Origin of the sequence: Kitasatospora sp. NPDC098652, from assembly GCF_044760155.1 — a bacterium.
Taxonomy (GTDB): domain Bacteria; phylum Actinomycetota; class Actinomycetes; order Streptomycetales; family Streptomycetaceae; genus Kitasatospora.
Genome location: NZ_JBIWAQ010000022.1, coordinates 82,823 through 102,538, shown reverse-complemented (window position 1 = coordinate 102,538; position 19,716 = coordinate 82,823). Strand labels below are relative to the sequence as shown.

The following is a 19,716-nucleotide window of genomic DNA, read 5'->3' as shown; positions in this document are numbered from 1 at the left end:
CATCTGCCTGGCCTGGCTCACGGCGACATCCATCCGCCGGATTCCCCTTCTCAACCACGCCCGGGAGAACTCCCATGCGTCACCTCAACACGCCCTCGCTCGCCCTGGGCCGTCAGGCCCTCCAGGACGCCATGGTCCGCCTCGGCTGGCCCGCCTCCACCATCTTCGAGGCCGAACTCTGCCTCTACGAACTCCTCGTGAACGCCTGGCGGCACGGCGCCACCCCCGCCCCCGTCGTCCAGATCCTCGCGATGACCCGCAACACCCTCCGGGTCTCCGTCTCCGACGAGAGCCCGCTCTTCCCCGGCCTCCACGCCCCCTCCGTCCTCGCCGAGTCCGGGCGCGGTCTCCAACTCGTCGAGGGCCTCACCACCCGCTGGGGCGTCGACCCCCGGGAGCACGGCAAGTCGATCTGGTTCGAGCTGGACGGTGCCCAGTGACCCGCCACCCCATGCAGCCCACCGACCCCCGGATCCGGGCCTTCACCGAGGACCACATCCTCAGCCTCCTCGCCGAACTCCACGAGCGCGGCCGCCGGTTCGGCCTGATCTTCCCCTCGGCCGCCACCGACCGGACCCTCGACGGCCGCGTCCTGGTCTGCTTCAACACGGCCCCGGCGTCGACCCTCCTCAACCTCCTCACGCTGCTCCTCGACGCCGACCGCGAGCGAGACCGGGACCGAGACCGCGACCGCGAGCGCCCGTGCGATTCCTGATCGCCGCCGCCTTCGCGACGCTCCTCGCCCTCGCGATCGCCACGGTCGCCCTGGGCGTCGTCACCGCCCTCCGCGCGGCCCCGCCCGATCCCGACGAGGACGCCTGAGCGCGAACAGCGGAAGAGGGCCGCCACCGCCCCCCGGCGATCACGACCCTCGTCTCCCGTGCTGTTCTGCCCGCCCCGCTCGGCCCTCCTCAGGCCTTCTTCTCGAATCCCGCCAGCACCTCGCGCGGGTCGAAGGTGACCCGGATCCGCGCGATCTTCCCGTCCTCCACGTGCATCCAGTTCGCCGTCGGCGCCGGCGGCGCGATGCTGGTGTTCAGTTCGAACCAGGTGATGACCTCGTCACCCTCCGCCACCCGCACCTTCACGTCGATCTTCTCCAGCACCTGACCGAGCCCCCGCAGCCCGCCCAGCGCCTGGTCGATCCCGGCCGCCTTGCCGAGCGGTCCCACGAAGTCGACGTCCTCGGCCAGCAGGCCCCGGATGGTGTCGAAGTCGCCCGCCTCCCAGGCGGTGAAGTAGGTCTCGGCCAGCTCTCGCGCGTTCTTCGTCGTCGTCATGCCTCCATCCTTCCGCGACCTCTCCCATCCGTCCAACAGATAGAACCGATGCCAGCTATCATCCTCAGATATGGAGATGCACCAGCTGCGCTACTTCGCCGCCGTCGTCGACGAGGGCTCCTTCACGGCCGCCGCAGCCCGCCTGCACGTCAGCCAGTCCGGCGTGAGCACCCAAGTCGCCAAGCTGGAAAAGGAGTTGGGCCAGCAGCTACTGGATCGCGCCGGCCGCCGCATCCATCTCACCCCGGCCGGGGAGGCCATCCTCCCGCTCGCCAAGAACGCCCTGGCCACCCTCGACGCCATCCGGCACACCGCCGCCGAGTTCGCCGACGCCGTACGCGGCCGGGTCCGGCTCGGCATGATCATGGGCTGCTCGATCCCGCCCTTCCTGGACACCGTCGCCGACCTCGGCCGCACTCACCCCGGCATCGAGCTGAGCCTCCACGAGGGCCACTCCGACCTGCTCCAGGCCCAGGTCCTGGCGGGCGCCCTCGACCTCGCCCTGATCGGTTACGCGGGCGAGGTGGCCGCCGGGCTGGAGGTCGGCGTGGTCGTGGACGACCCGATCGCCGCCGTCGTCCCCGTCGGCCACCGCCTCGACCGCCCCGGCCTGACCCTCGCCGACCTGCGCGGCGAGAAGATCCTCTGCCTCTCCCCGGGCACCGGTCTCCGCGCCGCCTACGACCGCTCCTGCGCCCAGCTCGGCCTTGATCCGCGCGTGGACATCGAGGCCAGCTCCCCGGCGGCCGTGCTCCGCCTGGCCGAGCGCGGCGCCGGGGTGGCCGTCCTCAGTGCCTCCGCCGTGGAGGGCCCCGGCCTGCGGGCCGTCCCGCTGACCGACGCCGGTACGAACGCCCGCCTCGGCCTGGTCGCCCGCCGCGACCAGCACTCCCCGGCCGTCCGCCTCCTCCACACCAAACTCACGACGGCGATGCGCACCGACTGAAACCGCTCGCCCCGCGCCGGCCCGTGATTGGGTGGCCTCCTGTGCCCGAGCCCGAGGAGGCCGCCGTGTCCCGCACGCCGCAGCAGATCTTCCAGAGCTACGTCCACGCCGGTGCCCTGACCCGCGACGCCGACGCCCTCGCCGAGTGCTTCACCGAGGACGGCGTCTTCGAGGCGCCACTGATGCCCGCCGGTGCCGCCTTCCCCCGCCGGCTGGTGGGCCGCGAGGAGATCCGCACCGCCATGGCGGCGTACTACGAGCAGCAGCAACAGGCCAAGAACGACCGCGTGCCGAACCTCGAGAAGTCCGGCTACGTGCTGCACACCACCGCCGACCCCGACGTGTTCATCGCCGAGATCGACACCGTCTTCGACGGGGACGAAAGCGGAGACGAGGGCAGGGACGAGGGCAGGGACGAGCGCAGGGGCGACGAAGTCGTCTCCCTGGTCCAGATCTTCCGCATCCGGGACGGCAGGATCGCCCGCCTCCGGGACTACTTCGCCCCCGCCCTCATGAGCTGACCGGGCCGGTCAGGCCTTCCAGCGCGGGTCACGACCCGAGGCCGCCAACGCGCGCTCCCACGCCGAGGCGTCCTCGGGCACCGCGACGGGCTCCGCGAACCCGCCGTACTGCCGGAACAGTTCGGCGTTCTCCGCGACGATCTCGCCCACCAGCAGTGCGAGTTCCTCGTCCACCTCGATCCGCTGCCCGACCGCCCGGGCCACGTCCCAGCCGTGCAGCAGCAGCTCCAGGAGCAGCATCCGGGCGATCCCCACCGCCGGGAACGGCGACCCGCCGAGGTCGACGTCCCCCTCCCAGGCCGCCGGGTCGCCCCAGGCCGCCACGGCCCGCTCCAGCTGCGCCGCGTACTCGGCGCGCCAGTCCGGGTCCGCCGTGAAGTCCCGCTCGATCAGTGCCGCGGGCAGTTCGGTGCGCCGGGCCCGGTGCTCCAGGCCGTGCGAGGTGTACAGCACCCAGTGGTTGATCAGCGTCCGGGCGTCGAACTCCCCACAGGGGGTCGGCGCGTCCAGGGCCACCCCGGCCGGGACGCCGGCGGCCACCTCGGAGGCGACGGCGGCGGCCCGGGCCAGGACGGGGTGCAGGGAGTGAGCGTTCATGCCCCGATCCTGCGCCGGGCCGCGCCGCCCGGTCTTGAAGAAACGCGACGACCTCGAAGAAGCGCGACGGTCCTGGAGAAACGCGACGACTAGCCTGGCCCCATGGCTGCCCCCGATGCCCCCGACCTCGGCCGCGGTGTGCTCCACCCGGCTCGGGCCGCCGAGCTGATCAGCGTGGAGCGGGTGGCGCCCGCGCCCGCCGTGGCGCGTTTCGTGGAGTTCTACTGGGTGGTCCGCTGGGACCTGGCCGGCCGGCCGCCGTACGAGCAGAAGGTGCTCGCCCACCCGAACGTCCACCTGGTCTTCGAGGCCCCGCGAGCCCGCGTCTACGGGGTGGACCGCTCGCTCTTCGTCCGCCGTCTCGAAGGCACCGGGCACGTGCTGGGCGTGAAGTTCCGCCCCGGCGCCTTCCGGCCCTTCGCGGGGCATGCGGTGAGCGCCCTGGCCGACCGGTCCGTCCCCGCCGCCGACTACTTCGGGCCCGGGGTGGACGAGGCCAACGCCCTGGTCCTGGAGGGCCCCAGCGCCGCGCGGGCCGATGCCTTCCTGCTGCCGCTCCTGCCCGCGCCCGACCCGGTCGCCGAGGAGGTCGCCGCGATGGTGGAGCGGATCACCGGCTCCCCGGACCTGCGCCGGGTGGACGACCTGGCCCGCGAGCTGGGCCTGACCGTCCGCCGCCTCCAGCGGCTGTTCGCCGAGTACGTCGGCGCCTCCCCGAAGTGGGTGCTGCGCCGGGCCCGGCTCCACGAGGCCGCCGAACGCGCCGCGGCGGAGGGGAAATTGGACCTGGCGGCGCTCGCCGTCGAGCTCGGCTACGCCGACCAGGCCCATCTCACCCGGGACTTCACCGCGACGGTCGGCATCTCGCCGTCCCGCTACGCGAGTTCGGGCTGAACTACGAACGACTCAGGCCGCCGGCGCCGACGCTGCCGTCGCAGCCGCGGCCGCCTCGGCGGCGGCCCGGCCACGGGCGCTGGCCCGCTTGGCGTAGGTGATGGTGAAGTAGATCAGCCCGCCGAGCACCGCGAACGGGAGGACGCTGTTGATGGTCACCACCGTGCCGTGCGAGAGCGTGTAGACGAACACGATCCGCAGCGCGGCCTCCAGGATGAACGCGATGCCCCAGACGATGGTCAGGTTGCGCTGCACCAGCCGGAAACCCGGGTACTGCCACATCGAATTCCACCAGGCGACCATCTCCGGGGTGCCGTCGGTGGCGAACTTGCGGCCGAAGTAGAACATGATCGGCTTGGGCGCCGCCAGCGAGGCGAGGTAGAGCACGCCGAGCAGGCCGGAGACGAAGGAGTCCTTGGCCAGCAGCATCTTCGGGTCGGTCGGGCCGACCAGCGAGACGACCAGCGTCAGCGCCACGAAGACCAGCGAGACGACGGCGAACTCGTCGATCCGGCGGTGCCAGGCGAGGTAGATCACCGTGTCGAGCACCGGGCCGAGGCCGGAGAGCAGGATGGCGGTGGACTCGCTGTAGCCGTGGTCGTGCAGCTGGTTGTAGATCATGATCGGCGCGACCACGTTGAAGGCGATGCTGATCAGCCAGCCGAGCGCGGCGGCCTTGCCCTTGCGGGCAGGAGCGGTCGGAGCTACCGCAGTTGACATGGTGGTGTCCCCCGGACGAAACGGTGTGAATGGGCGGCGCCATTGTGGCGGAAGTGCCGGTCGGCTGCACAACCCGGGGATGTCGACTAATCGTCAGTGGGCGGACCAGGCCCCGACTACGCCCCGAGGAAGCGCTGGAGCTCGTCCAGCATGAAGTTCGCCCCGGTGTACCCGATCCCCTGGAACCACAGCTGGTCGTCCACCGGGAACGCCCGGTGCGCCTTGACCGCCCCGAGGCCCTGCCAGCCCGGGCTCGCCAACGCCGCCTCCTCGCCCGCCCGCTCCGGATCGCCGTAGGTCGCGTACAGCAGCAGGTCGCCGTCCGCCTTGCCGATCTGGTCCAGTGGGATCTCGAAGTCGGACTGGTCGACGTTCTGCGCGTCCGGCCGCCCCACCTCGGCGTCGGCGAGCACCGATCCGGGGAAGCTCTGCCGCCCGAACAGCCGGATCCCGCCGCCCTCCGTGAACCGCACCAGGCTCACCTTGCGCCCGGACAGCTTCGCCGCCGCCAGCGCCCCCGCCACCTGCCCGGCGTGCTTCTGGTACGAGGCGGCGAAGGCCGCCCCGGCCGCCACCCGGCTCAACGCCTGGGCGTGCAGCTGGAAGTTCGCCTTCCAGGGCGCCCCGGTGGTCTGGGTGAGCACGGTCGGGGCGATCGCCCGCAGCTGCTCGTACCGGTCGCCGTCCCGGGTCTGGTTGGAGAGGATCAGGTCCGGCCGCAGCGCCCGGAGCGCGGCGAGGTCCGGCGCGCCGGCCGGGCCGACCAGCTGGACGCCCGCCGTGCGGGAGGCCGGCCAGTACGCGGGGAAGCCGGTGTCGGCGGCCGGGAGCGCGGCCCCGACCGGGGTGATGCCCAGGGTCAGTGCGGAGTCGAGCACGTCGGTGTCAAGCACGACCACCCGCACCGGCTCGCCCGGCACCTGCACCGGACCGGTCGCGGCGTTCACCGTCACCGGCGGCAGCGGGGTGGGGGAGGGCGTGCCGCTCGCCTCGAAGTCCGCGGCGGGCGGCTGGGAGCCCCCGGAGCCGCTGCACGCCGCGAGCGCGGCGGCCCCGCCGAGTCCGCCGAGCCCGGCGAGGAACGTACGGCGGGAGATCCGGGGCATCGGCGGGTCCTCGGGCGGTGAGGCTGCGGTGGGCCTGTCGATTATGTCCGAAATGGTGGTTGAAATGCCGTCAAGCGTCCACGGCCCCGGCGGTTTCGGCCGGTCCGCCGGTTCCGGCCGTTCCGGCGGTTCCGGCCGTCGCCGCCCACGGCGCCCCCGGCACGACCAGCGGAGTGCCCGTCACCGGATCCGGCACCACCACCGAGTCCAGCCCGAACACCTCGCGCACCAGCTCCGCCGTCACCACCTCGCCCGGCGGGCCCTCGGCGACCACCCGGCCGTCCCGCATCGCCACCAGGTGGTCCGCGTACCGGGCCGCCTGGTTGAGGTCGTGCAGCACGGCGACGACCGTCCGACCGCGCTCGACGTTCAGCCGGCGGACCAGGTCCAGCACCTCCACCTGGTGCGCGATGTCCAGGTAGGTGGTCGGCTCGTCCAGCAGCAGGATGTCGGTGCCCTGGGCGAGCGCCATCGCGATCCAGGCCCGCTGGCGCTGCCCGCCCGACAGCTCGTCCACGCTGCGCTCGGCCAGCTCAGCCGTCGAGGTGCGTTCCAGCGCCTCGGCGACGGCCGCCTCGTCCTCCGCCGACCACTGCTGCCACCAGCTCTGGTGCGGCTGGCGGCCGCGCGAGACCAGGTCCGCCACCGAGATGCCCTCCGGCGCGGTCGGCGACTGCGGCAGCAGGCCGAGCCGCTGGGCGATCCGCCTGGTCGGGATCCGGGCCAGCTCCTCGCCGTCCAGCAGCACCGCGCCGCGCACCGGCTTCAACAGCCGGCCGAGCGCCCGCAGCAGCGTCGACTTGCCGCAGGCGTTCGGGCCGACGATCACCGTGACCCGCCCGTCCGGGATGCCGACGTCCAGGCCCTCGACGACCGTGCGCGCCTCGTAGGCCAGGGTGAGGCCCCGGGCCTCCAAGCGGGGAACGGACATCAGGAACCTCCACGGCGGGAACGGATCAACAGCCACATCAGGTACGGCGCGCCGACCATGCCGGTCACCACGCCCACCGGCAGCTCGGTCGGGGCGAGCAGCCGCCGGGCCACCAGGTCCGCCAGGACCACCACCAGAGCCCCGGTCAGCGCCGAGCACAGCAGCGGCACCTGCGCCGAGCGGGCCAGCCGCAGCGCGATCTGCGGGGCCATCAGCGCCACGAAGTCCACCGGCCCGGCGGCGCCCGCCGCGCAGGAGGCCAGCACGATGCCCAGCAGCGCCATGCCCAGCCGGATCCGGTCCAGCCGCAGCCCGAGACCCACGGCCGTCGCGTCGTCGAAGGAGATCGACCGCTGCGCCCGCGCCGCCCACAGCGCCACCGGCAGGGCCGCCAGCAGCACCCAGGCGAGCCACCCGGCCTGGTCGAAGCCGGTGCCGTTCAAACTGCCGGTCATCCACACCTTCGCGGCCTGCGCCTGGAAGCCGTCGCCCTTGGTCAGGAAGACGGAGGTCAGCGAGGACAGCGCCACGCTGATCCCGATCCCGATCAGCACGAAGCGCTGGGCGTGCAGCCCCCGCCGCCAGGCCAGCGCGTACACCAGCAGCCCGGCCGCCAGTCCGCCGCCGACCGCCGCGTACGGCGCCTGCCCGGTGGAGCCGACCACGCCGTACGCCATCAGCCCGACCACGGTGACGGTCGCGCCCCAGGTCACGCCCACCACGTCCGGGCTGGCCAGCGGATTGCGGGCGACGGTCTGCACCAGCGCCCCGGCCAGCCCGAGCGCCGCCCCGACCAGCAGCCCCACCACCACGCGCGGCAGCCGGAACTCCCCGACCACCAGCTCGTCCGGACTCGGCTGCCCCAGCACCACCTTGACCACCTCGCCCGGTGAGACGGTCGACTCGCCCAGGCACAGCGAGGCCACCACCGTCGCCGCCAGCACGACCAGCAGCCCGACGGCGGCCAGCGCCGAACGCCGGTGCAGCAGGAAGGAGGCCCGCCCGGCCCGCACCACCGAGTAGCCCCGGAGCGAAACCGCGGTCATGCCGCCACCACCTTCCGCCGCCGCACCAGGGCCACCAGCACCGGCACCCCCACCAGCGCCGTCATCACGCCCGCCGGGACCTCCGAGGGCGGGAACAGCACCCGGCCGAGGGTGTCCGCGAGCAGCAGCAGGGCCGGGCCGAGGACGGCCGAGAAGGCGAGGATCCAGCGGTGGTCGGCGCCGGCCACCGCCCGGGCGGCGTGCGGCACGGCGAGGCCGATGAAGGCGATCGGGCCGGCCGCCGCGACCGCCGAGCCGGTCAGCACGGTGGCGCCCAGCGCGCCGACCGCCCGGACGGCGCCGGTCCTGGCGCCCAGCCCCTTCGCGGTGTCCTCGCCGAGCGCCAGCGCGTCCAGCCCGCGCGCCACCGCCACCACCAGCAGGGTGCCGACGGCCAGGAACGGCAGCAGCTGCCAGGCCACGTCGGCCGTCCGGCCGGACAGCGAGCCGACGTGCCAGAACCGGAACTGGTCCATGGTGGCCGCGTCGGTGGTCAGCACCAGGGTGTTCAGCGAGGCGATGAACGCGGACATCGCCGAGCCGGCCAGCGCCAGCTTGATCGGCGTGGCCCCGCCCCGGCCGCGCCCCGCCAGGCCGTACACCAGCACGGTGGCGAGCACGGCGCCCGCGAAGCCGAACCAGACGTACCCGGTGAGGGTGGAGACCCCGAAGCCCGAGATGGCGACCACCACGCCCGCCGCCGCGCCCTGCGAGACCCCGAGGATGCCGGGGTCGGCGATCGGATTGCGGGTCAGGCCCTGCATCACCGCGCCGGCCAGCCCGAGCGCGGCGCCCACGGCCAGCCCGACCACCGTCCGGGGCACCCGCAGCTCCCGGATCACCACGGCGTCGGCGGAGCCGCCGCCGTGCAGCAGCGCGTCGACGGTCGCCGACAGCGGCACCGTCCGGCTGCCGACCGCCAGGCTCAGCAGCACCGCGCCGGCCAGCACGGCCAGGGCGGCGGCGAGCCACAGTAGTCGGTGACGGGGTGTCCGCCGCTTGCCCGGTGGTGCGGTGGTGTCGGTCATGAGCCCTCTCCGCGGAAAACTCAGGTAAACCTAAGTTCCGCCTCGGAGGCGGGGCAAATCGCCTCGTCCCGGCCCGGGCCCGTTGGGTAGCCTGGCGGCATGCCCGCCACTGCGCCCGCCCCGCTCACCGTCGGCTTCGACCTCGACATGACGCTGCTGGACACCAGGCCCGGCATCCACGCCACCTACCGGGCGCTCTCCGCCGAGACCGGCGTCGCCGTCGACGCCGACCTGGTGGTCACCCGGCTCGGCCCGCCGCTGCTGGACGAGATCCGCAACTGGTTCCCGGCGGGCCAGGCGGAGCGGGCCGCCGCCCGCTACCGCGAGCTGTACCGCGAGCACGCCTTCGCCCCGACCGTGCCGCTGCCCGGCGCCCACGCGGCCGTCGAGGCGGTCCGCGCCCACGGCGGCCGGGTCGCCGTGATCACCGGCAAGTACGAGCCGAACGCCCGCCTCCACCTGGAGCACGCCGGACTGGACGCGGACGTCCTGGTCGGCGACCTCTGGGCGGAGACCAAGGGCCAGGCGCTGCGCGCGCACGGCGCGAGCATCTACGTCGGCGACCACCTCGGCGACATCGTGGGCGCCCGGCACGCGGACGCCGTCGCGGTCGCCGTGGCCACCGGCCCGTACGGCGCGGACGAACTGCGCGAGGCCGGGGCGGACGTGGTGCTCGCCGACCTCACCGGCTTCCCGGAGTGGCTCGACCGGCACCTCGGCCCGGATGCGTTCCGGGGCTCGGATACCTTCTAGGACTGCCGGGGCTCCGCGTACGTTCTAGGACTGCCGGGGCTCCGCGCGGTCGCGCTGGGCCCGGGCGTTCAGGAACAGCCCGGTCAGCGCGGACAGGAAGCCGGCCGGCATCAGCATGCTCAGCCAGTACATCGCCGTCGGCAGCGGCGTCAGGTGCAGGAACAGCGGGACGAAGGTGACCAGGGTGGCGAGCGCGCCGATGCCGAAGACCACCGTTCCGGCCTTGACGTACACGTCGCCGGGGTCGGCGCTCTGGCTGCTCACGTCCGCTCACTCCTCCGAACCGCGCCGGGCCGCCCGTCCGGGGCCCGGTCCGCGCCCCAGTCTGGCAGAACCGCCCCCGCGGCGGCCCACCGGAGCGGCTCGGTCACGTTGCGCAGTTTCCCGGCAGCGATGCGTTTTGATCCCTGCTGAGCGAGGGTATGCAGGGGGTGCCGAGGGGCGCTACAGGTGCGTCCCGTGTCCTCAGACCCGGGGGTGTGAGCCGATGGACTGCGCAGAACCGCGCCCCGGCCGTGCCAGTACCGGGTCGTCCGTGGCCGCGAGATCCCCGCGCTCCCGTCGGCCCGTCCGGCCCTCGGAACGCGGCCCGATCGCGGACCGCTGATGAGGCAGTGACGGACCATTAGTCTGCTCCTGACAACGCGCCGGCCGTGAGCGCCCACGGGCGCCGAGCCGAGGTCGGCCGTCTTTCTCCCCACACCACCCAGTGATCCCCGGCCAGGGCCGGGATCCCTCACACCCATTCGAGGACTGTTCGAGATGCCCACCGGCCAGGTCAAGTGGTTCAACGAGACGAAGGGCTTCGGTTTCCTGTCGCGCGACGACGGTGACGACGTCTTCGTCCACACCAAGGCGCTGCCCGCCGGTGTCACCGTGCTCAAGCCGGGCCAACGGGTCGAGTTCGGCGTGGTCGCCGGACACCGCGGGGACCAGGCGATGGCCGTGCAGCTGCTGGACGCACTGCCGTCGGTGGCCGCCGCCCAGCGCCGCAGCGCCGACGACATGGCGCCGATCGTCCAGGACCTGATCACCACGCTGGACGCGGTGCTGCCCGGCCTCCAGCGCGGCCGCTACCCGGCCAAGCCGACCGGCCAGAAGCTGGCCGGCCTGCTGCGCGCGGTGGCCGACCAGTTCGACGTCTGACGCCCGGGCCCTGGGACGAGAGACACGGCCTAGGACGGGAACGCGAGCGCACCCGGGTCGAGCGGGGGCACCAGCCCCTCCGCGGCGGCCCGGGTGAGCAGCGCGCGGACGGCCTGGTAGCCCTCCGCGCCGAGGTCGGCGGTGAACTCGTTGACGTACAGCCCGATGTGCTGGTCGGCCACGCCCGGGTCCATCTCCTGGGCGTGCGCCAGCACGTACTCCCGGCTGGCGGCCGGATCGGCCCAGGCCTGCCGGACGGACTCGCGGATCGTCGCGGCGAGCTCGCGCAGCCGCTCGGCGCCCAGCGAGCGGCGGGCCACGATCGCCCCCAGCGGGATCGGCAGGCCGGTCTCCGCCTCCCAGGCCTCACCCATGTCGGCCAGGCTGTGCAGGCCGTACTGCTGGTACGTGAAGCGGGCCTCGTGGATCACCAGGCCGGCGTCCACCCGCCCGTCCCGGACGGCGGGCATGATCTCGTGGAACGGCAGGACGACGATCTCGCCGAAGCCGCCCGGCACCGCCCGGGCCGCCCAGAGCCGGAACAGCAGGTAGGCGGTGGACCGCTCGGAGGGCACCGCGACGGTCCGGCCGGCCAGGTCCGCGGGCGAGGCCACACCCGGCAGGGTGAGCACCAGCGGTCCGCAGCCGCGCCCCAGCGCGCCGCCGCAGGGCAGCAGGGCGTACTCCTCCAGGACCCAGGGCAGCGCGCCGTAGCTGATCTTCAACACGTCCAGCTCGCCGCGCTCGGCCAGGCCGTTGGTGATGTCGATGTCGGCGAAGGTCACCTCGGGGGCGTCCGCCCCGGGGACGCCGCCGTGCGCCCAGGCGTGGAACACGAAGGTGTCGTTCGGGCAGGGCGAGTACGCGATGCTCAGCCGTTCAGCCACGGCCGGCCTCCTCGATCAGTTCTGGGACGGGCAGCGCGGCGAAGGCCCGCTCCAGGGCGGCCAGCGCCTCGCCGATCCGCCAGGCGGCCCGGTCGCGCGGGCCCACCGGGTTGGACACGGTGCGCAGCTCGAAGGCCGGCACGCCGAACCGGGCGGCGGCCTCGGCCACACCGAAGCCCTCCATCGCCTCGGCCGCGGCCCCCGGGTGCCGGGCGGCCAGCGCGGCGGCCCGCTCGGCGCTGCCGGTCACCGTGGAGACGGTCAGCACCGGGCCGGTCACGGCCCGGACGTCCCGGTCCGCCAGGGCCCGTCCGGCCAGGGCGACGACGGCCGGGGGAGGGGTGTGCCGGGCGGTGCCGAAGCCCAGCTCGGTGACGTCGGCGAAGCCCTCGGGGGTCTCGGCGCCGAGGTCGGCGGCCACGACCGCCGACGCCAGCACGGTGGCGCCGACCGGCGCGTGCGGGGCGAAGCCGCCGGCGATCCCGGCCGAGGCGACCAGGCCGTACGGACGGGCCGCCAGCGCGGCGCAGGCGCCCGCGGCGGCGGCCGCCGGGCCGACGCCCGCGGCCAGCACGTCCACCGGTGCGCCCGCGCAGCGGTGCAGGGTGCCGCCGGGCAGCGGCAGGTCGGCGGCACCGCCGGGCAGGCCGCGCAGCACCGCCTCGGCCTCGGCCGGCACCGCGACGACCACGAGCAGCCGGGCCCGTTCGGGGCCCGGCTGCCCGGGGTGCGCCTCGGAGACCGGTGCGGTCATCGCGGGGAGCGTCAGTCGTTCTTGGTGTTCAGCTGGAAGTACCAGACCGCGATCGGGCTCTCCGACTTCTTGTCGATCTCGACCACGGTGATCACGGTCTTGCCGCTGGAGTTCAGCACCTTGCCGGCGGTCTGGGAGCCGGAGAAGCTCGGGCCCTGGGCGTAGGAGAACAGGCTGGTCTGCCCGCCCTGGCTGCTGGCGCCGCCGTTGGTGGAGGCCCACCAGCCGGTCTTGGCCACGTTCGGGCTGACGCCCACGCCGATCCGGTCGCTCGCCCGCACGTCGGACTGCGGCAGGCTGCCGTCGCCCAGGGCCTGCTTGGCCTTGGTCTGGCACTGGTCCTGCTGGTCGTCGCTCAGCGGGCTGCCGTCGTTCCAGCACAGCGGATCCGCGGCGATCGACGTGGTGCCGACCTGGAGGGTGGCCCGGTGGGAGCTGTGCTCGGTCTGCCCGGCGGCGATCGCGACGGAGGTGCCCACCGTGGCGGCGCCGACCACGACGACGGCGCCGAGGGCGGCGATGACACGGGTATTGAGGCTCATGCGAGAGAATCTACCGGGCCCGGGCGATCACGCGACGCGGGGGTCGGTCACCGCGTGTTGCCCCGTCATCGGAACCGACCGGTTCAGGCCACCCTGGGGGCGGCCGGGTGGCGCCGCAGGCCCAGCCGCAGCAGCGAGCGGGCCGTCCACAGCAGCACCAGGCCGACCACCGAGGCGGCGATCGACAGGCCCAGCACCCCGTTCAGCGGCAGCACGATGCCGACCCCGCCGCCGACCACCCAGGACATCTGCATCAGGGTCTCCGAACGGGCGAACGCCGAGGTCCGCACCGCCTCCGGGACGTCCCGCTGGATCAGCGCGTCCAGCGCCAGCTTGCCCAGCGAGGCCGCCATCCCGGACACCGCGGCGACCAGAATCACCGTCACCACGCCGTACCAGAGCGCGGCCGCCGCCGTCACGCAGGTCGCCAGCAGCAGCATCGCGGTGACCGTCGCCTCCGGGCCCCGGGTGCGCAGCCAGGAGCCCAGCACCGAGCCCAGCGCGTTGCCCGTCCCGGCGGCCAGCGCCACCAGGCCCAGCGCCAGGGTCGGCCGCAGGCCGCCGATCGGGTCGGTGCGCAGCAGGAAGGCCAGGAAGAACACCAGGAAGCCGACCAGCCAGCGCATCCCCGCCATCGCCCGCAGCGCCAGCACCACCGAGGGGCCGACGGTGCGCAGCGAGGCCTTCACCTTGGGGGGCTTGTGGTGGATCAGGTGCGAGCCGCCGCCCGGCGCCTCGGCGGACACCTCGGCGTGCAGCACGGCCCGCTGCTCGCCCTTCGCCGAGTCCACCGTGTGCGGCAGGTGGAAGGCCATCAGGGTGCCGATCACGAACACCAGGAAGGCGCCGCGCAGCGGCCAGCCCGGCCCGATCAGGTGCAGCAGCCCGCCCACCGCGGCCGCCACCCCGGTGGCCAGCAGCCCGGCCAGGGTGACCCGGGAGTTCGCCTTCACCAGGGACAGCCGGCTCGGCAGCAGCCGGGGCACCACCACGCTGCGCACCACCCCGTACGCCTTGGACGCCACCAGCACGCCCAGCGCCTCCGGGTAGAGCGCGATGCCGCCGCCGGAGATGACCCCGGCCATCGTCCAGGCCAGCACGGCCCGGGCCAGCATCGACATCGCCATGGCGGCCCGGCGGCCGTGCGGCAGCCGGTCCAGCAGCGGGCCGATCACCGGGGCGAGCAGGGCGAACGGGGCCATCGTGATCAGCAGGTAGAGCGCGACCCGGCCGCGGGCCTCGCCGGTGGGGACGGAGAAGAAGATGGTGGAGGCCAGCGCGATGGTGATCAGCATGTCGCCGAAGGAGTTCAGCGCGTGCAGCTCGATCAGCTTCGCCAGGCCGGACTCGCCCGCGCCCTCGGCCGAGGTGGCCCGGCGGATCCGGCGGCCGGTGCCGTGCACCAGCTTGCCGGTGCCCAAGCCGGCGGCGGAGGCGGTGCGGACCAGGAAGTGGCGGCGGGGCTCGGAGGCTTCCTCGTCGAGGTTCTCGTCGAGGTTCCCGTCGGGGGAGTCCGGGGAGGCCGGGCCGGTTTCCGCGGCTTCGGTGGTTTCCGCGGCTGCTACGGAAGCGCGGGCCGGCTTCTCCAGACTGATCCGGGCGGCCGCGGACGGCCCGCCGCCCGCCACCGGCTGCGGTTCGCCCGCAGCGGGGACGGGAGACTGCTGTCGCGGCGCGACCTGCGCCTCGTCGGGGCTGCCGGCCTGCGAGGGGCGCAGTGCGTGCTGCGACGGGTTTTCGTCCGCCACAAGCCCATCCTGCCCCAGATTCGCCGGGGCGACGCGGGATTCGGCTCCGCTCGGCGCGGCCTTCGGAAGGCCCGGCTCCGCCCCGGACTGTGCCGGGGCGCCGACCGGCGGGTAGCCTGCCCCAAGGTCCGCCCGCGTGGGCGCCGGGGCGCCGGCAGGCCGGACGGGCGGCGCGGTCGGTACCCGTGGCGGCCCCAGGTCGCGCAGAATGGACGCGGGACTACCGAGCCGCGACGGAGAAGGCAACACGCCGTGGGCGACAGAAGAACTGGGAGAGAATCGACGCCGTGAGTGCTGCGATGCGAAGCCGTACCCCCGACCGGCTCTGTGCCGAGGCCGTCGAACTCGCCCGCCAGGCCGCCGAGGAGGCCGTCGGGCCCGAGGTCGTCGGCCCGCACCTCGGTGCGCAGGCGGAGGCCGACCGCGTCGTCACCCACAGCTTCGAGTGCCTGGACGCGGCCTACCGCGGCTGGCACTGGGCGGTCACCGTCGCCCGCGCCCCGCGCGCGAAGAACGTCACCCTGGACGAGGTCGTGCTGCTGCCCGGCCCCGACGCGGTGCTGGCGCCGGAGTGGGTGCCGTGGAGCGAGCGGCTGCGCCCGGGCGACATGGGCCCCGGCGACCTGCTGCCGACCGGCGCCGACGACGCCCGGCTGGAGCCCGGCTGGACCGGCGAGGACGAGCCCGCGCCGAACTCCGCGGTCGCCCTGGCCGCCGAGGAGGACGTGGTCGTCACCGACCCGCACGTCCAGCCCGCGCCGGCCCGCGCCCGGATCAACGCCGTCGCCGAGGAGCTCGGCCTGGGCCGCAGCCGGGTGCTCTCCCGGCTCGGCCTGCACCTGGCCGCCGACCGCTGGGAGAAGGTCCACGGCCCGCACACCCCGATGGCGCAGGCAGCCCCGGCCGCGTGCAGCAGCTGCGGCTTCCTGATCCCGATCGGCGGCTCGCTCGGACAGGCCTTCGGCGTGTGCGGCAACGAGTTCGGTCCGGCCGACGGCCAGATCGTCTCCTTCGCGTACGGCTGCGGCGGGCACTCCGAGGCGGCCGTCATCCCGGCCCCGCCGGCGCCGTCCGAGCTGATCCTGGACGAGCTGGTGGTCGAGCCGCTGCAGCTCCACCCGGACCGGGCCTCCGGCTCGGTCGAGCCGGACGCCCCGGCCGAGGAGCTCGGCCACTCCTGACGTTCCCCGGCCGCGGCCCGTCCCACTGAACCGGTGGGGCGGGCCGCGACGTTCTTGCTGGTAGGGGCGCCCGCCGGTGGCGGGGCCCCGCCCGCCTGCCGTCCGTGGGGATTCCCCCCAGCCCACGGGCGGCAGCAGGGCGGGCCGTCGGACCCGGCAGTGGGGTGCCGGCCCGGCGGTTCCGCCCCCTCCGTCTCCTCCGCGCCCCGCCTGCGGATTCCCGCGCCCGGCCGGGCCCCGCGACGCCCTCCGGACCGGGCGGTGGTCGGGAGCAGTCAGTGGGGCAGGGAAGAATGCCCTACGACGTACAGGGCGGCGGAAGGCGGCAGGTCCCGTGGAACCTCGGATCATCGGCAGCGGCACGGACGAGCACCTCGCGGACCCGTTCGGGAGCACCGCGCTGCGCCGACGGGTGCTGGACGCCTGGGCCGCCTCCCCGGCCCGGTTCCGGGAGGACGCCAACGCCGAGGAGGAGCTGGCGCTCGGCGGCTACCGCGACCGCCTGGTGGTCGAGTTGGCGCAGAACGCGGCCGACGCCGCGGTCCGGGCCGGGCGCGGCCCCGGGCGGCTGCGGCTGACCCTGGCCGACGGCGTGCTCGCCGCCGCCAACACCGGCGCCCCGCTGGACGCGGCGGCCGTCGAGTCGCTGTCCACCCTGCGCGCCTCCTCCAAGCGCGGCGAGGAGCCCGCCGTCGGCCGGTTCGGGGTCGGCTTCGCCGCCGTCCTCGCCGTCACCGACGAGCCCGCCGTGCTCGGCGCCGCCGGCGGGGTGCGCTGGTCGCTGGGCGAGGCCCGCTCGCTCGCCGAGGCGCAGCCCGCGCTGGCCGACGAGCTGCGCCGCCGGGACGGCCACGTGCCGCTGCTGCGGCTGCCGTTCGCCGCCGAGGGACCGGCCCCGGACGGCTACGACACCGTGGTGGTGCTGCCGCTGCGCGACGCCGCCGCCGAGGACCTGACCCGGCGTCTGCTGGCCGCCGTCGACGACGCCCTGCTGCTCACCCTGCCCGGCCTGTCCGAGGTCGTGGTGGAGACCCCGGAGGGCACCCGGACGCTCACCCGTGACGCCGCCGAGCCCCGCCCGGACGGCGTCACCGAGGTCACCGTCACCGACGACGGGGGCGGCCGGCTGCGGCGCACGCTCTGGCAGACCGCCGGCGCCACCGGCCGGCTGGCCGCCGAACTGCTCGCCGACCGGCCCACCGAGGAGCGCGCCCGCCCGTACTGGACGGTGACCTGGGCCGTCCCGGTCGAGGAGGACGGCACCCCGCAGCGGCCCGCCATCGCGCCGGTGCTGCACGCGCCCACCCCCAGCGAGGAGCCGATCGGCCTGCCCGCGCTGCTGATCGCCTCCTACCCGCTGGACTCCACCCGCCGGCACATCGCCCCCGGCCCGCTCACCGACTTCCTCACCGAGCGCGCCGCCGACAGCTACACCGACCTGCTGCGCGCCCGCGGCGCCGACCTCGGCTCGCTCGGCCTCGTCCCCGGGCCGCTCGGGCAGGGCGCGCTGGACAACGCGCTGCGCGCGGCGGTGCTCTCCCGGCTTCCCGGCACGCCGTTCCTGCCGCACCCCGGCGGCGTCGAGGAGGGCACGCCCGCGCTGCGGCCGCGCGACGCCACGCTGCTGGAGGGCGCGGACGGCTCGGTGGTGGAGGCGCTCGCGCCGATCTTCCCCGGCCTGCTGCCGGCCGGACTGGAGCGCCGCACCGAGCTGCGGGTGCTGAACGTGCGCCGGGTGCCGCTGGCCGAGGTGGTCGACCAGCTCGGCGGCCTGGACCGTGACCCGGCCTGGTGGCGCAACCTGTACGCGGCGCTCGGCGCGGCCGACCCGGAGGCGCTCGGCGCGCTGCCCGTGCCGCTCGCCGACGGACGGACCGTCACCGGGCCCCGGCGGGTCCTGCTGCCCTCCGAGGACGCCGACTGGGCGGCCTTCCCCGGCTACCCCGAGTCGCTGGCCGGGGCGCTCGCCGCGCTCGACCTGCGGCTGGCCCACCCCGAGGCCGCCCACCCGCTGCTGGCCAAGCTGGGCGCCGGCACCGCCACCCCGGCCGGGGTGCTGGACACCCCCGAGGTGCGGGCCGCCGTCGCCCGCTCCTACGACCTGGCCGACGACGACCTGGACGCCGCGCTGGAACTGGCCGACGCCGTCCTGGCCCTGGTGAAGGCCGCCGCCCCGGCCGTCGGCGAGCACCCCTGGCTGGCCCGGCTGGCGCTGCTGGACGACGAGGGCGAGCCCGCCCGCGCGGGCGAACTGGTGCTGCCCGACAGCCCGTTCGCCGCCCTCGCCCGCGAGGAGGACGCCGGCTGGGTGGACGACGAGCTGCTGGAGCGCTGGGGCCCCGAGGTGCTGGCCGCCGTCGGCGTGCTGGCCGACTTCGTGCTGGTGCGCGCCGAGGACGTGGTGCTCGACCCGGACGACCTGGAGCGGCTCGACCCGACCGCGCCCGCCGACCGGGCGGCCGGCGGCCACCCCACCGGGCTGCTGGACGAGGCCCCCGACGGGTTCGCCGAGTGGGCCGAGGACGCCCTGGAGGCGCTGAACGCCGACGAGGTGCTCGGTGTCCCGCCGGTGGCCGCCGAACTGCTGGCCGTGCGCGACCTCGACCTGGTCGACGACGACGCCTGGCCCGAGGCGCTCGCCGCGCTCGCCCGCCCGCCGTACCGGGACGCCGTGGTCAACCCGGTGCGCACCCTGCTGCCCGACGGCAGCTACGCCGACCTCCCGCCGTACACCGCCTGGTGGCTGCGCGACCACCCGGTGCTGGGCGGCCGGGAGCCCGCCGGGCTGCGCGCCGCCGGGGCCGACCCGCTGCTGCGCGGCCTGTACGACGAGGCCCGCACCACCCTGGACGACCAGTTCCTGCACGCGCTCGGGGTGCGCACCACGCTGGCCGCGCTGCTCGCCGAGCCGCACGGCCCGGACGAGGTGCTGGACCGGCTCACCGACCCGGCCGCGGAGGTCGGCCACCGCCAACTGCACGGCATCCACAGCGCGTTGGCCCGGGTCGACCGGGACCGGATCGAACCGCTGGACGTGGTGCGGGCGTTGCCGCCGCTGGATCCGGCCACCGGCCGCCGCCCGGACCACACGGTGCTGGTGGACGCCACCGAGGCGGTCGTCGCCGACGCCCCCGACCTGGTCCAACTGCTGCACCCGTACCCGCTGCTGCCGGTCGCCCCGGCGCTCGCCGCGGACCTCGCCGAGCGGCTGCACGTGTCGCTGGCCAGCGAGGTGGCCGGCGGACGGGTGCTCTCCGAGGGCGTGCTGCACCGGGTCCCCGCCGTGGTGCGGGAGCTGCTGCCGGGCTGCCCGGTCGCCTACGAGGAGCACGAGGAGCTGCTGGTGGTCGGCCCGGACGGCGGCGAGGCCGCCGTCGACTGGCGCTGGGACCACGCGGCGGACGCCCCCGAGCCGCCGTACGACCCGGAGCTGGCCGAGGCCGGCGACGAGGACGACGAGTTCGAGGTCCCGCCGGTGCCCGGGCTGCTGCACGCCGCCACCCCGGAGGGCCTGGCGGCCGGGCTCGCCTGGTCGGTCGGCCAGTGGCACCGGCGCTTCGAGGTGCTGGCCGCGCTGAGCGAGCCGGACCGGGCGTACGAGCTGTCCGCGGCCCGGGACTTCGAGGGCTGAGCTCG

General features: G+C 75.1%; 21 protein-coding genes. 9 read left to right on the top strand and 12 right to left on the bottom strand.

Annotated elements, in window-relative coordinates; genetic code table 11:
• Window positions 1–74: 74 nt before the first annotated feature.
• Both ACIQWA_RS33885 and ACIQWA_RS33880 read left to right on the top strand, forming a co-directional pair.
• Window positions 75–440, top strand: a complete 366-nt coding sequence (locus ACIQWA_RS33885) for an ATP-binding protein (protein WP_402489153.1) — start codon at window positions 75–77, stop codon at window positions 438–440.
• Window positions 441–451: 11 nt separating this feature from the next.
• A complete protein-coding gene (locus ACIQWA_RS33880) occupies window positions 452–715 on the top strand; it encodes a hypothetical protein (RefSeq protein ID WP_402489150.1) in 264 nt (87 codons plus the stop codon).
• 196 nt (window positions 716–911) lie between these two features.
• Here ACIQWA_RS33880 and ACIQWA_RS33875 read toward each other — a convergent pair whose 3' ends face one another.
• Entirely contained in the window at window positions 912–1,280 is a 369-nt protein-coding gene (locus tag ACIQWA_RS33875) for a nuclear transport factor 2 family protein (protein ID WP_402489148.1), read from the bottom strand.
• Between the two features lie 70 nt (window positions 1,281–1,350).
• Between ACIQWA_RS33875 and ACIQWA_RS33870 the strand changes: the two genes are divergently transcribed.
• Complete coding sequence (locus tag ACIQWA_RS33870; protein ID WP_402489146.1) at window positions 1,351–2,226, top strand: LysR family transcriptional regulator; 876 nt, start codon at window positions 1,351–1,353, stop codon at window positions 2,224–2,226.
• Between the two features lie 65 nt (window positions 2,227–2,291).
• Complete coding sequence (locus tag ACIQWA_RS33865; protein ID WP_402489144.1) at window positions 2,292–2,747, top strand: nuclear transport factor 2 family protein; 456 nt, start codon at window positions 2,292–2,294, stop codon at window positions 2,745–2,747.
• A gap of 9 nt (window positions 2,748–2,756) precedes the next feature.
• Here ACIQWA_RS33865 and ACIQWA_RS33860 read toward each other — a convergent pair whose 3' ends face one another.
• Window positions 2,757–3,344 carry a TIGR03086 family metal-binding protein gene (locus tag ACIQWA_RS33860; RefSeq protein WP_402489141.1) on the bottom strand — a complete coding sequence of 196 codons (588 nt, stop codon included), beginning with the start codon at window positions 3,342–3,344 and terminating at the stop codon, window positions 2,757–2,759.
• Window positions 3,345–3,446: 102 nt separating this feature from the next.
• Between ACIQWA_RS33860 and ACIQWA_RS33855 the strand changes: the two genes are divergently transcribed.
• The gene (locus tag ACIQWA_RS33855) at window positions 3,447–4,238 is read left to right on the top strand and encodes a DUF6597 domain-containing transcriptional factor (protein ID WP_402489139.1); all 792 of its coding nucleotides are present in this window, start codon (window positions 3,447–3,449) and stop codon (window positions 4,236–4,238) included.
• Window positions 4,239–4,250: 12 nt separating this feature from the next.
• Here ACIQWA_RS33855 and ACIQWA_RS33850 read toward each other — a convergent pair whose 3' ends face one another.
• From ACIQWA_RS33850 to ACIQWA_RS33830, 5 genes are all read right to left on the bottom strand, one after another.
• Window positions 4,251–4,958, bottom strand: coding sequence for a VC0807 family protein (locus tag ACIQWA_RS33850; protein ID WP_402489136.1), 708 nt, complete (start codon window positions 4,956–4,958; stop codon window positions 4,251–4,253).
• Window positions 4,959–5,074: 116 nt separating this feature from the next.
• Window positions 5,075–6,064, bottom strand: coding sequence for an ABC transporter substrate-binding protein (locus ACIQWA_RS33845; RefSeq protein WP_402489134.1), 990 nt, complete (start codon window positions 6,062–6,064; stop codon window positions 5,075–5,077).
• Between the two features lie 70 nt (window positions 6,065–6,134).
• Window positions 6,135–6,995 (bottom strand): ABC transporter ATP-binding protein, encoded by an 861-nt coding sequence (locus ACIQWA_RS33840; protein WP_402489132.1) that lies wholly within the window; start codon window positions 6,993–6,995, stop codon window positions 6,135–6,137.
• The gene (locus ACIQWA_RS33835) at window positions 6,995–8,041 is read right to left on the bottom strand and encodes a FecCD family ABC transporter permease (protein ID WP_402489130.1); all 1,047 of its coding nucleotides are present in this window, start codon (window positions 8,039–8,041) and stop codon (window positions 6,995–6,997) included. Before ACIQWA_RS33835 ends, ACIQWA_RS33840 begins: the two co-directional genes overlap by 1 nt.
• Window positions 8,038–9,069, bottom strand: coding sequence for a FecCD family ABC transporter permease (locus ACIQWA_RS33830; RefSeq protein ID WP_402489127.1), 1,032 nt, complete (start codon window positions 9,067–9,069; stop codon window positions 8,038–8,040). The genes ACIQWA_RS33835 and ACIQWA_RS33830 overlap by 4 nt, the downstream gene beginning before the upstream one ends.
• 99 nt (window positions 9,070–9,168) lie before the next feature.
• Between ACIQWA_RS33830 and ACIQWA_RS33825 the strand changes: the two genes are divergently transcribed.
• Window positions 9,169–9,822, top strand: a complete 654-nt coding sequence (locus tag ACIQWA_RS33825) for an HAD family hydrolase (protein ID WP_402489125.1) — start codon at window positions 9,169–9,171, stop codon at window positions 9,820–9,822.
• A 24-nt stretch (window positions 9,823–9,846) separates the two neighbouring features.
• Here ACIQWA_RS33825 and ACIQWA_RS33820 read toward each other — a convergent pair whose 3' ends face one another.
• Window positions 9,847–10,086 (bottom strand): hypothetical protein, encoded by a 240-nt coding sequence (locus ACIQWA_RS33820; RefSeq protein WP_360239341.1) that lies wholly within the window; start codon window positions 10,084–10,086, stop codon window positions 9,847–9,849.
• Between the two features lie 498 nt (window positions 10,087–10,584).
• Here ACIQWA_RS33820 and ACIQWA_RS33815 point away from each other — a divergent pair, with 498 nt between their 5' ends.
• Window positions 10,585–10,968, top strand: coding sequence for a cold-shock protein (locus tag ACIQWA_RS33815; protein ID WP_350504961.1), 384 nt, complete (start codon window positions 10,585–10,587; stop codon window positions 10,966–10,968).
• 29 nt (window positions 10,969–10,997) lie between these two features.
• On the opposite strand, the gene ACIQWA_RS33810 is transcribed toward ACIQWA_RS33815, so the two are convergent.
• From ACIQWA_RS33810 to ACIQWA_RS33795, 4 genes are all read right to left on the bottom strand, one after another.
• On the bottom strand, window positions 10,998–11,855 hold the full coding sequence (locus ACIQWA_RS33810; RefSeq protein ID WP_402489120.1) for a menaquinone biosynthesis family protein: 858 nt from the start codon (window positions 11,853–11,855) through the stop codon (window positions 10,998–11,000).
• On the bottom strand, window positions 11,848–12,609 hold the full coding sequence (locus ACIQWA_RS33805; RefSeq protein WP_402489117.1) for a futalosine hydrolase: 762 nt from the start codon (window positions 12,607–12,609) through the stop codon (window positions 11,848–11,850). Before ACIQWA_RS33805 ends, ACIQWA_RS33810 begins: the two co-directional genes overlap by 8 nt.
• An 11-nt stretch (window positions 12,610–12,620) precedes the next feature.
• Entirely contained in the window at window positions 12,621–13,151 is a 531-nt protein-coding gene (locus ACIQWA_RS33800) for a hypothetical protein (RefSeq protein WP_360239332.1), read from the bottom strand.
• 83 nt (window positions 13,152–13,234) lie between these two features.
• A complete protein-coding gene (locus tag ACIQWA_RS33795) occupies window positions 13,235–14,599 on the bottom strand; it encodes an MFS transporter (protein ID WP_402489241.1) in 1,365 nt (454 codons plus the stop codon).
• 599 nt (window positions 14,600–15,198) lie between these two features.
• On the opposite strand from ACIQWA_RS33795, the gene ACIQWA_RS33790 reads away from it, so the two are divergent.
• Window positions 15,199–16,080, top strand: a complete 882-nt coding sequence (locus ACIQWA_RS33790) for a DUF3027 domain-containing protein (protein ID WP_360239398.1) — start codon at window positions 15,199–15,201, stop codon at window positions 16,078–16,080.
• Window positions 16,081–16,414: 334 nt separating this feature from the next.
• On the top strand, window positions 16,415–19,711 hold the full coding sequence (locus ACIQWA_RS33785) for a sacsin N-terminal ATP-binding-like domain-containing protein (RefSeq protein WP_402489112.1): 3,297 nt from the start codon (window positions 16,415–16,417) through the stop codon (window positions 19,709–19,711).
• Window positions 19,712–19,716 lie beyond the last annotated feature (5 nt).